Below are 14336 nucleotides of genomic sequence, written 5' to 3'. Positions count from 1 at the left end.
CGCGTTGGCTGAGCGTCTGCGCGCTCGCCGGGTTGATGGCCGGGAGAGCGGTGAGCTTGTCGATGCGGCGCGGATGCGCAAGCGGCCTGGCTTCAGTCAGCGGGCTTCCACTTGTGGGGCAGCATCTCCTCGATGCGGCTGTTCAGCTGCGTCGGCAGTCGCGTGAGCACATCCTTCAGGTAGGCCCACGGCTCATGCCCGTTGAGCTTGGCCGATTGCAGCAAGCTCATCACCACTGCTGCCCGCTCGCCGGCCAGCTGAGAGCCGATGAACAGCCAATTGCGCCGCCCCAGCGCCCAGGGCCGAATCCGGTTCTCCACGTAGTTGTTGTCAATCGGCACAGCGCCGTCCAGCAAGAACCGCCCCAGCCCCGCCCAGTGGTTCAGACTGTAGTCAATCGCTTTGGCGATGGCGCTGCCATCAGGCACCCGCGTGCGCTCCAGTTGGAGCCACAGATGCAACTCCTGCCACAGCGACCCGGACCGCTCCTGCCTCATCTGCAGCCGCTGCTGGGCCGGCAGATCCCGGGCGTCGGCCTCCACCCGGTACAGCCAGGCGATGCGCTGGATCGCCTGCGCGGCCACGACACTCGCGTTGGCCTTGACCAATTCGTCAAACTTCCTCCTGGCGTGGGCCAGGCAATAGGCAGTGCTGCGCCCATCGAGCGCGAGCGCAGCGTCGTATCCGCTGTAGGCGTCCACCACCAGCGTACCGCTCCAGCCCGTCAGGAACTCGCAGGGGTATTTGCCCCCGCGCCCCGCGCAGAAGTCAAACACCACCCCCGGCTCGGGCTCGAAGGCGCCTCGCGCGTAGGCCCACATATAGGCCTTTTTGGTCTTGCCCGCGCCCGGGTCCAGCAACGAGATCGGCGTCTCGTCGGCGTGCACGATCCGCGAGGCGAGCACGAAGGCCCGGTGCGCCTCATGAAGCGGCATCAACTGCGCCCCGGTCTGCCCGCCCCAGGCCGCCAGCGTGGAGCGCGGGATGCGCACGCCCGTACGCGCGTTGATCTGCTCTTGCCGGTAGTAGGGGATGTGATCCACGAAGCGGCTGATGACGGTGTGAGCCTGCAGGCCGGGCGTTGGCAGCGCGTTGTCAAATACCTGGGGCGCGGCCGGCTCCTGCACCAGAAGCTGGCAACACTTGCAGGCCCACTTGCCCCGAATCTGGCGCTGCACAAAGAACTGCGCCGGGATGATGTCCAGCCGCTCGCTGATGTCCTCGCCCACGCGCACCATCGGCTGGCCGCATTCGGGCGTCGGGCAGTTCGTGTCCTCGGGCTCTACGCGCTGGTCAACGCGCGGCAGGTGCGCTGCAAGGGGTTCGCGCTTGGGTTGGCGGCGGGGTTGCTGCTCGGGTGCGCTGCGACTTGTGCCGGCCCCGTTCTGCAAAGCGGCCAGTTGGGCTTCAAGACTGGCCTGGTCGGCCGCCAGGGTTTCTTCGAAGATGTCCCGCTGCTCGGCGTTCATGCGCTCGGTCTTGGCACCGAACTTCCAGGCTTTGAGCCGCGCCAGCTGAAACGTGATGCTTTCGATCTTCGCGTCGCGCCACTTGATGGCCTGCGCCTGGGTGTCGATGCGCTTGCTTTGCTCACCGATGTGCGCCAGCATCTGCGCCGCCATGGCGGCCAGCTCGCCCGCGCTCAGCGCCTTGAGGTCCTCGGGTTTGATTGCATGCACGTTGAGCATGCGCCATTGTGCAAGCCCAGCGCATGATCGAACACTGGGGCTTGTTCCAATTGCGTTGAATTGCCCGCTTGGGTTGCGCTCATATCCGGGTGATTCGCCGCAGTTGTTCCAGGCGCTGCCACGGCAGCCCGAGCACCAGGGCGTCGAACTGGTCTTTGCTCAGCGTGACAGGAGCAGCGTCGATGGCGCCACCGCGCGGCCACTCGAAGGCGCCTTTGTTCAAGCGGCGTGCTGCGCACCAGACTCCGAAGCCGTCGTGCACCAGCAGCTTGATGCGCGTTGAGCGGGCATTGGCGAAGAGGTAGCCGTGGTGCGCCTGCGCGGCGCCGAAGACTTGAACCACCCTGGCCAGCAGCCGATCAGCGCCGGCGCGCATGTCAATGGGCTGGACCGCCAGCCACAGCGCGTCGATCCGGATCATCGCAGCAGCTCGCGCATCCAGGCCGCGCATTGCGCTGCGGCCTGGCAGGGCCAGCTCACGCTGATGGCGGTTGCGCCTCGGCGCAGCTCGATACGGATGTCCAAGGACGCTGGCTCAGCGGGTTGCTGGCACACCGGGATGAACGCGGGCGCCACTGCGGCAGGCACCAAGTGAGCACCGCCGCGCTGCCGGGCTTCGACGATCCAGCGGCGCGCCAGGTTCGCATTGACTCCGTTGGCCATGGCCACTGCGGCGATCGAGACGCCAAGCGGTTGGCAAGCGGCGACGACCTGGGCCTTGAACTCGGGGCTGTGTTTGCGGCGACGCGGAGCGCGAACGCCAGTTTCATTGGAGATAGTGTGCACGTGTCCACCTAAAGTTAAGTGGACACGAGGCTCCTATAAAGCTTGATCGGCTTCAAGATGCCACGGCCAGACGCTTACGTTGAATATGCCATAAAAGCGATCCATCCATAGAGGGGTTTCGGTAGTTTTACCGTCATTCACCGTGCACCTCGGTTAGGTTGCAACCCGCGCAGTGGCGCTGCCGTGGACATTCCGAAGAGACGCGCCCCACATTTCAAGGTCGGCAAAGCGCTGCGGGATGCGGTCGATTTGCCGGCTGGGGATGTCGACCAGAGTCAGCCCAAATGAAAGTCAGCTTCGGAGCGAATCGTAGACCCGCTGTGCAGCGATTGCGGTCGCTCGTACGGGCCGCGGTCCGAGCTCACGATCGCTGAAATAGTTGCTCATGTGATCGGTCTCTCAACGGAGCTTGAAAAGAGGGCTGGGATTGGATGTCGGGATTACCAAGGTAAGTGTCTTCTTCGCCCTGCTGAGCGCAACGTACATCTTGGATTTCGCGTACAGCGTGGACGTAAACTGCGCTTTGTCGCAAGCCATCAGCATCGCGTGATCGCACTCCAGCCCCTTCGCCTTGTGAATGGTGCTGAGCACCTTCCTGGGCGGGGATGGATGCGAGTACGAACGCATGCGTGACACCTCCGCAAAACCGTCGTCGGGGCCTGCAAACTGGCCGATACGCACAGCGTCCCGCAGCTCGGAACTGTGATCGATCTTCACTGTGTCGAAGCCCGCAGCGCCGTCCTTCACCAAGGCAGTAATTTTCGCGAGCGCATCCGAGACCCCCACATGCGACGGATTGTTTAGGAGACACAGTGCGACCGCTTGGATGTTCGCTGGCTTTCCTGTAGCTGGACGGGCCGCTCCTGTTCGGACCTCGTGAAGCAACCTGTCGCCATGGCTGGAGGGACTGAATCCGGCCGCAACGTTGCCCATGAAAGCGATGACGCCCTGCGCCAGAACGTCCGCATTGCCTTGACCGTTACGCAGCGTCTGCACGAGCGCTCCCAATGCCTCGCGCGTATGTCCTTCCCAAATCGGCACTGCCCGGTACCAAAAGGCTCGAAGTGCCGCTACCAGGTCTTTTTGCGATGCAAGAATCATCAGCTGCGGGTTGTCTCTCACAATCCTGTCGATCGGTCCCCTGTGTTCCTTGGACAGTTGGTAGCCCGTGCGCATCTGAGCTATGTTGTTCCCGACCAGAACCCTGACGGACGGCGGCAGCCCATTGGTCAGGTCGATCGGGGTTCCGCGCTCCAAACTTTCCTTCGCCTGCATGACCCACGCCCCCAGCCGGGGACACCCGTCTTGCCAGCGATGAGGCGTGGCCAGTTTCTCCCCCGCCCCAAGCGCCTTCAAAGCTTCCCAGCGCGCACGATCCTCACGCGCGGCCTTATCGCTCTTGGCCCCATAGATTCGCTGCATGGGATCGCCAAAGATCCGGACGGTCGCTCCGGCGGACAACAGGGACATGACGACACTGTGCTGGTCGACACTGGAGTCCTGGTGTTCATCGCACACGATGACCGGATAGCGTCGAGCCAGTGCACGAGCCACCATCGGCTGATGGCGCAGAAACCCTGCAACTTTTGACGCCATGATCTCGAAGCCTTGCCCGCCATCCTGCCAAGCCCAGGATGTCAGATCGCGAGGCAGGTCCAGTGGCTTGTGGTAGGCCAGCGCGATCTGCGCAATCAAAGCATCGATGGTCTTGATTTCGACGCGTGACCCGGCCTTCTTCGTACGTTCCGCGAAAACGGAGCAAGCGGCGTGCGTGTGTGTCAGGATGAGCAGGCGAGCGTCACCGAGGCTCCCCACAACGTCTTGCGCATAGGCTGCACCCTGATAAGTCTTGCCGCAGCCGGCCGCGGCTTCGATGATCACCAGCGGCTCGCGTGATCGAAGAAGTGTGGCGACGGCCTCATCGCTCATAGATCCAGCCCTTGCAATACCGGCCGCCCCACAGCCACTAGTACGGCGTTGATCAAAGGCAGCAGCTGCGGCTGAATTTCTGCCCACGCGCCAAGCGCGACCATCTTCTGAGCCAATTCCCTCCCGCCGTCCGTGGACTTGAACCACTGCTGGGAATGCTTCTTCCACACTTTTTCCTGGCCTTCGGGAGCGCCAACCTTACTTCCGGTCGCGGCTGCGATGACCAGACCACGCCAAGTTTGGTTGGAAGCTTTCAGCGCTGCGTCTATTGCCTCAGTAGTCTTGTCTTGAAGTCCAAGGCGATCTGCCAAAGTGCGGAGTCGATAGCCGTCGAGTTCGCCTTCGCTGTCTTTCAGTAGGTCAAGGAGCTTCGCGTCGGGAACCGCCCCGATCACATGATCTTCGGTGCAACCCTTCGGCCATTGGTGCACGCGCTCTTTGAGCTTTTCCTTCAGGTTCTTCCAACGTTGCGGAGCGGTGCCCTCGTCGTCCGCCAGACCGGCAAACAGCAAACCGGAAGACGCGAGCGTCTCAAGGAGGTCCAAGGTCGCACCATTGCCCTGACCATCGCAAACCCGCACCCCGTGGTCGAGCGGATTGCCCTCAAATGCCTTCTCCAGCAGGTACTGCAAGAACCCGACCTCGGTGGGTCCTTCTGCGATGACGGCAACGCGCGCCAGGAACGTTTCAGGGTCGCGCCTCTGCTGCGGACCGATCTTGTCTCGTGGCAACGCACCGATGGAGCCCAGACTGTCCAGATACCAAAGGTGTGCGGCCTCAGCACAGGAGATTGCAACAGGGCTGTGAGTCGTGAGGAAGATCTGCCCGTGCTGCCCGGCCAGGATATTGATGAGCTTGCGCAGGCGATAAGGCTCCAAGCCACGCTCTATCTCATCGATGAGCGTGACGCTTGCTTCCTTGTCCGTCGATGAGGCGATTTCGAGCGCGGCCATCCGTCTAGTACCTGCCCCCCAGCTACTCAGGGGCAGGGCCACGCCATTCTTGGTCGCAAGCAAGCCGATCAGCGCACCAATGGACAGCCCCTGGCTGGTCGTGAGTCCGAGTTTCAATGCGCTGGGAAGCGCGGCGTTGGCCATACGCGTATCCAGCAATTCGATAGCCCCCTTGCCCTTGTCATTGAGCGACTCGTGCAAGTTGAGGCCCGCTACCTGCTTTCCTATACGCGCCCGCAACGCGTTGTCGGCCAGCAATCGATCCAGAGCGGAACCGTAGACAAGGCGCAGGTCACGATCATTGCGCTCATCGGCACTCATTCGGACCAGGCCGATACGTCGGCGAACGGCGGTCGAGAAATGGTCGAACTCGTCGTTGGGTTGCATGACCTCCCATGCGAGCTCCAACTCCGTGGTACCCCGTACGCGCACGCGATACACCGGCTCGCCGGACGCGGGAAGGTCGCCCTCCCCGTCGGCCGACGGAGCGATGGCATCCTGCCCGTTCCACGCCCATGGCCAGGCGAAAGTGTTCTGCGAGCCGATCCCGGTCGCATCGGGCAGAGTCATGACGGCTTCGATGACGAATTCCTGTGCGCTATCACGTGCCCAGTAATCGGCCTCGGAGATGACCGCGGTGTTCGATGGCGAAAGCAGCAACGCGATCGCTTCGAGGACAGTCGTTTTTCCGACGTCACCCCCACCTAGGATGACGTTCATTCCTTTCGCAGGCAGCCACGTTAGGGACTGGATGCCCCTGAACCGTTGAATGGTTAGCTTGAAAATACGTGCTGTTTGAGCCATGTCATTCTCAGTTGTAAGGAATGGGCGCGTAGCCAGAAGCCCGCTTTCCGGCCACCTATCGAACGCGAGCTTCGAATACCCTCCCAGGCCCGCGATCATTGCAATTCCGCAATTGCAACAAGATGCTAAACGAACTTAGCGTAGCAGTACTCAACTCAACGAGCAGTATTGGTATCAGCAGTCGCTGCGAAATGAAAAACGAAGACGGCTTTCAGTCTGCAGGAGCCGGTCGCAAGAGCTGTCCAATTCGCCATTTTTACCTGCCATGCCATGTCTCCGAATTGGTTCTGGGACATTTTTAATCCATCTTTCCTGTTTCTGCCATTTCAATCAAAGTTGGGATGTGGGGGCCATACTCAACAGTCTCAGATGCTGACTTGCTTGGAACTGGAGTTTCGGCACCAGGCAGAAGGCGAATGCCGCTTCCGACCTTGCGTGCCTCTTTCGCATAGAGGGTTTTTGCCCGGATGATCTCGTAGCTGTACCCGCGCCCAATCCTGTTGGACATTTTGATCAGCCCGTTTAGGCACTCGGTATAGGCATTCGTGATCTGGCTTGGTGAATCCCAATAGGCAAAAATGTCGTCATAGTGGTTGTGGACCGTCTTTACCAAGGAATGGAATTTCTCCAACTCCTTGTCAGGCAGTGAGTTCTCCCATGCTTCGAAGGCTCGCATCGCTGATTCTTTAACCGGATCGTCATAAATCCTGAAGAACATCTCTTTGAAGTCGTAAGCCACTCCCAGTTCTGGAATGGATTGGCGTACAACCTCCAATGCGCTCTTTTCTGCCGGAGTCAGATTCCCAGGCCGCTTCAAGGTCAACCAGCGAATTGACTTCTTGATATGGACTCGATCGTTTTTGGAAAGCGTTGACTCGAATTTCTTGCGCTCATCATCAAGAGCTTCAGACGCCATTTTGACAACGTGGAACTTGTCGATCACCAGCTTGGCATTGGGAAGATATTCACTGAAGGATCTTTTGAAAGGCCTCCACATATCGGAGTAAACCCACTCAACTCGCTCTTTATCAGGCAGGTTTTGGAAAAACGGTTTTAAGTAGTCCTGAGTGCGAAATTCCAGCATCTCAAAGACGTTGTTGGTGGCCAGGTTAGTAATCATGCATCGATAGTCGCCCGCCAGCATCAGTTCATCTATGCCCATGATGACCGGGGTTTCATAGCGAACCGTGCGCTCCAGCTCAACAATCAGATCTTGAGCGATGTTCTTGATGGTGTTGACCGCTACTCCGGTCTGTTCAGCCAGCGCGTGAAACGTCATCCCCAGGCAGCGTTGGCGGACTGCATCCACCAGTCGTTTTGTCGCCCGTCTGCGCTCATCCAGAAACAGCAAGTCAGGCGTGGAAATCTTTGAACAGGTAATGCAACGGTAGCGAGGCCTGGATATTTCCAGGCGTACCGGCTGCATCTGCATGGGCGTGTCAGCAAAGATGTTCGTCCTGCGCCCATGGCGGTGCAGTGGTCCGCCACATTCCTGGCATGACGGAATGGGGCCTTCAATCACTTCGGCAATGACCGTGATTACACGATTGCCGTAATGCAGATCAACCGGCTTTACCCCCGGCAGGTTAAGGAGGTCAAACACGATGCGCCTCTTAACCGATGTCTCTCATGTCTCCAATATTGATGTCCTTGTGGTCCCGGATCAGCTCATAGATTATGTCTGTCAGTGCTCCCATGGACTGGCGATCAGACTTCAGTACCAGCGTGGCCAGCTTCTGGTGCGATGTCAGTGCCCTGACCACACCTTGCTGCACTGCGCCCGGTAAATTGCCTTGCAAGGCCTGCTCACGGGTATTGTTTTCCACCTGGGCCATCACAACGTCGTTTTCGCGGGCAATGGCTACGATGTGGTTCACAAAGGTAGCCTGGTCGCGCAGGGGTGTGGCCTCGCCAAACAAGCGGTTCAGCCGGTCGATGATCTCTGTCAGATAGTGCGGGTCTTCACCTTTGATGCCGCCACCGCCTGGCCCAATGGGTTTGAGTACCGTTTGATCGTCTTCCTCATCTTGCCCTGCATCCTTGTGCTTGATGTCAAAGCCCGTGAGTACCAATCCCTTGAGATCTACCGACTCAGGCGGCTCACCGTTCAAGCGCTTTTGAAGCAGTTTGACGAACGCTGAATAGTTCTCCAGCTCCGGGTCACCGAAGTCCACGAGTTGGGCAATGTAGGCATAGGTTCGAACAAACCTGCCCAGTCCTGATTTGAAGGTCATCAGGGCTTTGAGCTGGCCCGCATATTCATGACGGTGGTGATCGGCAGACTTCATGGAAGCCTCGTCACCGGAGCTGCGCGCCTTCTCGAACGCAGACTCCCACGTTTCAATGGCATCCCGAAGCATTTTGAGGCGCTGATTGAATACGCGTGTTGGGCGCTCTGTTGCCGCGTACAACGCCTTGTGCTGCGGCTCCTGCGCATGGGTGATGTCACGAATCGTCTTGAACCGCGCTTCTTTGAAGTCCTCCAGGTCTTCCGACTCATAAAGACCTTGAGCGTCCAAAGTCTCCTTGACCTCATAGACCACATTGACATCTTGAATATCGTCAATCTGGGCACCATCGTCGTACATGTCAAACGCCCGGCGCACATTGGCAGGATCGTTTACAAAATCAATGATGAAAACCTCATCTTTACCAGGTGCCATACGGTTGAGCCGGGAGAACGTTTGAACAATCTCCACGTCGTTCGCAATCTTCTTGTCAACGTACATGGCCACCAGCTTGGGCTGGTCAAACCCGGTTTGGAATTTATCAGCCACGAGCATGACGCGGTATTCAGGACGCTCGAACGCAATCCGCAAATCTTGACCCGCCACATCCGGGTTCATGCTGACTTCGGTGAACTCTTCTCCTTCATCAACCATAAATATTTCAGCCGCATCGCCCACATCATCCCCGTGCATGACCTGCTTGCCAGTCATCTTTCCTGAGAAGGCGACCAGCGAGCGAATGGCTGAGTATTCAGGGTGCTTGGCGATATAGGCATCAAAGCCCTTCTTGTAGCGGATAGCCGCAGCACGCGAGCTGGTCACCACCATGGCCTTGGCCTTGCCATCCAGGCAGTACGCCACGTTCTTGCTAAAGTGCTCGATGATGAACTGCACCTTCTGGGTCACGTTGGTTGGGTGCAAGGACATCCACTGTGCCAAAGCACGCTTGGCGGTCTTGCCGCTGACCCGCTTCGTGTCTTCAATCTGTTTGGAAAGATTGAAGGCTGTCTTGTAAGGGATGTAGCCCTTGAGCACATCCAGGATGAACCCTTCCTCAATGGCCTGGCGCATGGGATAGCGATGAAAGGCTTGCGGAAGATTCGTTTTGGAGGCCGGTTTAGTTGGATCTGCTGGTCGCCCAAAAAGCATGAGTGTCGAATGCTTTGGCGTGCCTGTGAATGCAAAGTAACTGATGTTGTTGGGTCGTACCCGTGATTTCTGCAACTCTTCCAGTAACTCCTCTACCGTCAGGGATGCCATTTTCCCGTTGCCACTCATGGCTAGAGCGGCCTGCAGCTTGGCTGCGGTCGAACCTGTTTGGGAAGCGTGCGCCTCATCAATGATTACGCCAAAGTTCTTGCCCTTTAGAGCCTTGTCCGTGACGATGGCTTCCATCGCGTAGGGGAAGGTCTGAATGGTGACCACAATGATCGGCGTACCGGCAATCAGTGCTTCTGCAAGCTGTTTGCTCTTGGACTTCGAAGACTTCTGACGGTCAATGGCTGCGATAACGCCGAACTGGTGATCAATCTGCTTGACCGCATCCTGGATCTGTCCGTCCAATACCGTGCGATCGGTAACGATGATGATGCTGCTGAAGATGGCATCGCCATTGTCCCGGCGCAATTTGACTAAATCATGGGCCGTCCATGAAATCGTACTGGTCTTTCCAGAACCGGCGCTGTGGTCAGCCAGATAGGACAGGCCTGGGCCATTCAGTCGGGCGTCAGCAATCATGTCATTGACGGCGGACCACTGATGGTAGCGGGGGAATATCAGCGTTTCGCGCTTGGACCAGTTGCCCTTGATGTCCACGACATCCTTTTTCTCGACGTAGACGAAGCTATGAAAGATCCGCAGCCAAGCATCGGGCTGGCAGACCTGCTCCCAAAAGTACGCAACCGGGTATTCCTTGTCTTTGCGCGGGGGGTTGCCAGCGTGCCCCTCATTGCCTTGGTTGAACGGCAGGAAGAACGTGTTTTCCCCTTCCAGCTTGGTAGCCATCTGAATGTCGGAGTCTGACATGGCGAAGTGCACCACCGCACCGCGCTTAAAGGTCAGCAGCGGCTCTTTGCGCTTGGTCTTGGGGTCATACGGCAATCGATCCGTCTTGTACTGATCCATGGCCGCTTCAGCGGACTGGGTGAAGTCGGTTTTGATCTCGACGGTGGCAACCGGCAGGCCGTTGATGAACAGAACCAGGTCAATGGCAAGTTTGCGGCTGGGGTGGTATTGAAGCTGGGGGACCACGCGCAACACATTGGCGGCATAGCGCTTGAGCACGGTTTCATTGCGTTTGTCTTCAGGGGCAGCTTCTGACAAATCAATATGACCACAACCGGCAATGGAGAAACCATTGCGAAACACATGCATGGTGCCGTGCTGCTCCAGGGCCTTGGCCAGGCGGTCCATCAGGATCTCGCGGGCTCGCTCGCCGTTGTCCTTGCATAGCTTGGCCCACTTTTCCGGTTGGGTAGCTTCCAGCCAGCCAATTAAGTCATCTGCATACAAGGCACGCTCGGTGTCGTATTGCAGGGTGTTGCCGACCTTCCAGCCTTGCGCCTCCAGTTTGGAGACGATGTAGGCTTCGAAATGCTTTTCTTGGTGTGCGGTATCGCTCATGCGGGCTCCCGTAAATCGATTTGGCCGGTGACAGCGGCGGTGATGAAGGCGGAACGGCGCTCTTTTAGGAGGTCGATGCTGTGTTGGGTTTTTTCGGTGAGGCGGTCAATTCGATCTGTAGCGCGACTGAGGAATGTGACAATATCCACCTGCTCGCCAGGCGGCGGAAGCGGTACAACGCGAGCACTAGCTAAACCGAGATTCAATCGATCTCGCGTTGCACCGGTAGCAAGGTATCCGCATTCAGACCGTGCAGTTGCAGACAGCGCCAAAGCGATGAACTCAGGCGTAGCACGGTTTTTATCTAGGCGAAATCTATAGCAGTCCGCTTTTACCATTGCATTGCCTAAATTGTCCGGTGCAACACAAGCGCGTCCAAGAGGGTTCTTGTCGTCACCCAACCCGCCCATTAGCAAGTCATTTGGCAATACCTCGTGTCCGCACCCGAGAACATCTTGCCAATGTTCATGCGATATGAATGCTTCATTGCCATCTTTGAAGGCTGCCCATCCAATATTTTGCAATCGGATGACACGTACACCTTCCGATTGATAGTGCTCCGATTTCAAGCCACTACCAAACGGCCCATCACATCGGGCGATAGAAATTTTTCCAAGTTGTGCAACAAGCCATTGGGCTGGGATTGCTCCAATCCACTCCACCTTTGAATCCCTCATCTTCACATTGGGATCAAGCCCTTTGGTGACGGCATGCGTAATCAGCGCCTGGCGCTTTTCTTTCAGGAGTTCGATGAAGCGGGTTTTCTTGGTGATCAGGGAGTCGATGCGTTTGGTTTCGCGGTCGATGCAGTCAGCAATTCTGCTGATCTCATTTGCGGGCGGCATGCACACACGCAAATCACCAATGACATCTTGCCCAAGACCGTAGCGAGTAATCCCAGGAGATTCGATGAAAAAGTATGCATGGGTTGGTGTTGATTGCAGAGTGCGATGCAGTAGTCGTGCCGTTGCGAGTTCATCACTTCGAATGAGCGTGAGGTGGTAGCCACAAACTACACCAGGAGCATCCTCAATCACCAGTGCCGGTATCCCAATATCTGACGGATCTTCCGAATCTTTGGTGATGATCAGATCGCCTTTTTTCAACGTGAACTGAGCGATTTCATCTTTGCTGGCGGTTGCCTGCATGAATGGCATATCCGCCGTGATGAACTCGTTGTAATACACGTCCGTGTAATTGCAAAGGCTTACCTGCTCTTGGTCTTCATACGATTTCTTGTCGATACCGCTGTTGGTAAAACTAGCTACTTGGCGCAGTCGTTTTACTTGCCAACAAGAAGGCACATCCCCAATCCATTCAACACCAGAATCACGGTATGCCGGGTATGGTTTGTAGTGGCTCATTTTTGATCCCCTGCTGGAGCGGCCAGGGCAGTGCGCTCCCGAGCGTGCTTGATTGCACGATGCAGGCGTTCACGCAGCACCGCTACTGGTGGCAATTCGACAAGGTATTCCGCGACCCGAATGGAAGCATCATCGAGTTGCAGGAGTTCAACCTGTTCGGCATCGGCGCTCGCACACAGGATGAGGCCGATTGGCGGTTCCTCACCAGGGGCGCGTTCATGCTTGTCCAGCCAGCGCAGGTACAGCTCCATTTGCCCTTTGTGGCTGGGCTGAAAGGATTCCAATTTGAGTTCGATGGCCACCAATCGACGCAGGTGCCGGTGATAGAACAACAAGTCCAGGTAGAAATCGTCCCGTCCGACGCTCATGCGCTTCTGGCGTTCAACGAAACAGAATCCGTTGCCCATTTCGAGCAGGAATGCTTCCATTTCTCGCAGGATGGCGGCTTCCAAGTCCTTTTCGCTGTACGCGCCTGAAAGACCAAGAAAATCCAGGAGATACGGATCTCGAAACACCATGTCCGGGGTCATGCGCCCATCGCGCAAAGTAGCCAACTCCTGCCGAACTACCTCCACGCTGTTTTTGGATAGGGCTGTGCGCTCGAAGAGCATGCCGTTGATCTTCTGCCTCAGTGCACGGACACTCCAGCGCTCCACACGGCACATTTCAGCGTAAAACTCACGGGCGAGCGCATCTTTCAATGGCAGCAGTGCAATGAAATGCGTCCAGGTCAATTCTTGTATCAGTGATGCAAGAATTCTCTCGTCTGGGAACAACTCTGCAAACCGGGCCATCCGTGTCAGTGCCGAATAGCTGAAGCCCTTGCCGTACTCAAGCTCCAATTGTTGCGCCAGTGACGCAAGAATCTGCTGTCCGTACTCACCCCGGCCATCGGTAAGATTTTCTGTCAGTAGCCGTTTTCCGATACGCCAGTAAACGAGGGTTAATGCAGCATTCGCGGCATAAGCAACCTGCCGACGTGCACCATCAATCAAGTCACGGATTTCGGTTAACAGCGTTTCTGGTGCAGTTGTCAGTTGGGTCATGGTTTGGCAATCCACTCAGGGTGATTTTGCGAATCCATAGCGATCACCTTCTGCATGGACTCGTGAATGACATCCGCAGGGATGAGATGGCGAGGTGGTCCACCCATTGCAAACGGGCGAATGGTGTCAGTCGATCCATAGCGGATCACTACGAAGTGATTCTGCTTAGTGGCTCGCTCTGTGAGCTGATACGACCTAGTGATGCTGATATAGGCCGACAGGGCAATAGCCAGATCGTTTTCCTTGTCGGGATTCAAGCCATTGCCCACAGCGCACTCGGCAATCATCTGACCGCAGCAGACGATAGAAGCAGAATGATCCACGTTTGCCGATTGCTGAATCACCGCAAAGAAAGCATCTTTTGGTATCGAACAGCACCAAATCCACTTCGTCTGGTAGTCGAACACATAGAAGAAAACGGAATCTACGCCCAGTGCACTGGGATTAATAACGCCTTCCTGCCATCCTATTGCATTCATGATGGTGACTGACGTTTTAGCTTTGGCTGCCAAAAAGTCAGATTCGATTGACGCGGTGTTTATAACCATGGCGTCTATGTACCTGCCACTGCGTGGGAAACATGCGCAATCTGATTGGGATCGCGCTGAACTTGCTCTGACTGCCACTCTGTGCGGCCATAGCGGTAGCCTGGGAACTCAGCACCAAGCGTGGTTGTCCCAAGAATCAAGCTCCGGGCCAGATTGGCAACTGCCACCAACTCGCTTTCGTTGCGCACTTCCAAGGGCGCGACAAGGCTGACGCCCATTGCCCATTTCAGCCGCTCCCATTTCCAGGACACTGAGACATCAAAATCGATCACTGCTGTCCGGTTAAATGATATGCGCCGAGCCGGAGATCAAGCATTGGCGCGGCCTGTAGACTGATTTTGTTTGGTGCCGACTTGAACTTCTCTTGC

At 57.1% G+C, this 14336-nt stretch carries 11 protein-coding genes and 1 pseudogene; 1 reads left to right on the top strand and 11 read right to left on the bottom strand.

All coding sequences use genetic code 11. The features are described from left to right. Positions 1–92: 92 nt before the first annotated feature. The 3 genes from B7X65_RS22485 to B7X65_RS22475 all read right to left on the bottom strand — a co-directional run bounded on the left by B7X65_RS22485 (position 93) and on the right by B7X65_RS22475 (position 2474). On the bottom strand, positions 93–1688 hold the full coding sequence (locus tag B7X65_RS22485) for an IS66 family transposase (protein WP_293596471.1): 1596 nt from the start codon (positions 1686–1688) through the stop codon (positions 93–95). 79 nt (positions 1689–1767) lie between these two features. Beyond that, entirely contained in the window at positions 1768–2109 is a 342-nt protein-coding gene (gene tnpB / locus B7X65_RS22480) for an IS66 family insertion sequence element accessory protein TnpB (protein ID WP_176491458.1), read from the bottom strand. Beyond that, entirely contained in the window at positions 2106–2474 is a 369-nt protein-coding gene (locus tag B7X65_RS22475) for a transposase (protein WP_141396442.1), read from the bottom strand. Before B7X65_RS22475 ends, tnpB begins: the two co-directional genes overlap by 4 nt. A gap of 111 nt (positions 2475–2585) precedes the next feature. On the opposite strand from B7X65_RS22475, the pseudogene B7X65_RS22470 reads away from it, so the two are divergent. After that, positions 2586–2762, top strand: a pseudogene (locus tag B7X65_RS22470) (HU family DNA-binding protein); the annotation flags it as partial. 111 nt (positions 2763–2873) lie between these two features. On the opposite strand, the gene B7X65_RS22465 reads toward B7X65_RS22470, so the two are convergent. From B7X65_RS22465 to B7X65_RS22430, 8 genes are all read right to left on the bottom strand, one after another. Then, on the bottom strand, positions 2874–4403 hold the full coding sequence (locus B7X65_RS22465; protein WP_293596470.1) for a UvrD-helicase domain-containing protein: 1530 nt from the start codon (positions 4401–4403) through the stop codon (positions 2874–2876). After that, positions 4400–6160, bottom strand: a complete 1761-nt coding sequence (locus tag B7X65_RS22460) for an ATP-dependent endonuclease (RefSeq protein WP_293596469.1) — start codon at positions 6158–6160, stop codon at positions 4400–4402. Before B7X65_RS22460 ends, B7X65_RS22465 begins: the two co-directional genes overlap by 4 nt. Before the next feature lie 298 nt (positions 6161–6458). After that, positions 6459–7763 carry an ISL3 family transposase gene (locus B7X65_RS22455; protein ID WP_293596468.1) on the bottom strand — a complete coding sequence of 435 codons (1305 nt, stop codon included), beginning with the start codon at positions 7761–7763 and terminating at the stop codon, positions 6459–6461. A 10-nt stretch (positions 7764–7773) separates the two neighbouring features. Further along, positions 7774–11010, bottom strand: coding sequence for a type I restriction endonuclease (locus tag B7X65_RS22450; protein WP_293596467.1), 3237 nt, complete (start codon positions 11008–11010; stop codon positions 7774–7776). Beyond that, a complete protein-coding gene (locus B7X65_RS22445; RefSeq protein WP_293596466.1) occupies positions 11007–12374 on the bottom strand; it encodes a hypothetical protein in 1368 nt (455 codons plus the stop codon). Before B7X65_RS22445 ends, B7X65_RS22450 begins: the two co-directional genes overlap by 4 nt. Continuing rightward, the gene (locus B7X65_RS22440; protein WP_293596465.1) at positions 12371–13420 is read right to left on the bottom strand and encodes a PDDEXK nuclease domain-containing protein; all 1050 of its coding nucleotides are present in this window, start codon (positions 13418–13420) and stop codon (positions 12371–12373) included. The genes B7X65_RS22445 and B7X65_RS22440 overlap by 4 nt, the downstream gene beginning before the upstream one ends. Further along, a complete protein-coding gene (locus tag B7X65_RS22435) occupies positions 13417–13968 on the bottom strand; it encodes a hypothetical protein (protein WP_293596464.1) in 552 nt (183 codons plus the stop codon). Before B7X65_RS22435 ends, B7X65_RS22440 begins: the two co-directional genes overlap by 4 nt. A 5-nt stretch (positions 13969–13973) precedes the next feature. Further along, entirely contained in the window at positions 13974–14240 is a 267-nt protein-coding gene (locus B7X65_RS22430) for a hypothetical protein (RefSeq protein WP_293596463.1), read from the bottom strand. Between the last annotated feature and the right edge of the window lie 96 nt (positions 14241–14336).

It is taken from the genome of Polaromonas sp. 39-63-25, from assembly GCF_002278925.1.
Classification (GTDB): domain Bacteria; phylum Pseudomonadota; class Gammaproteobacteria; order Burkholderiales; family Burkholderiaceae_C; genus Polaromonas.
The sequence above is the reverse complement of the archived record's forward strand: the minus strand, read 5'-3'. Positions and strand labels throughout refer to the sequence as shown.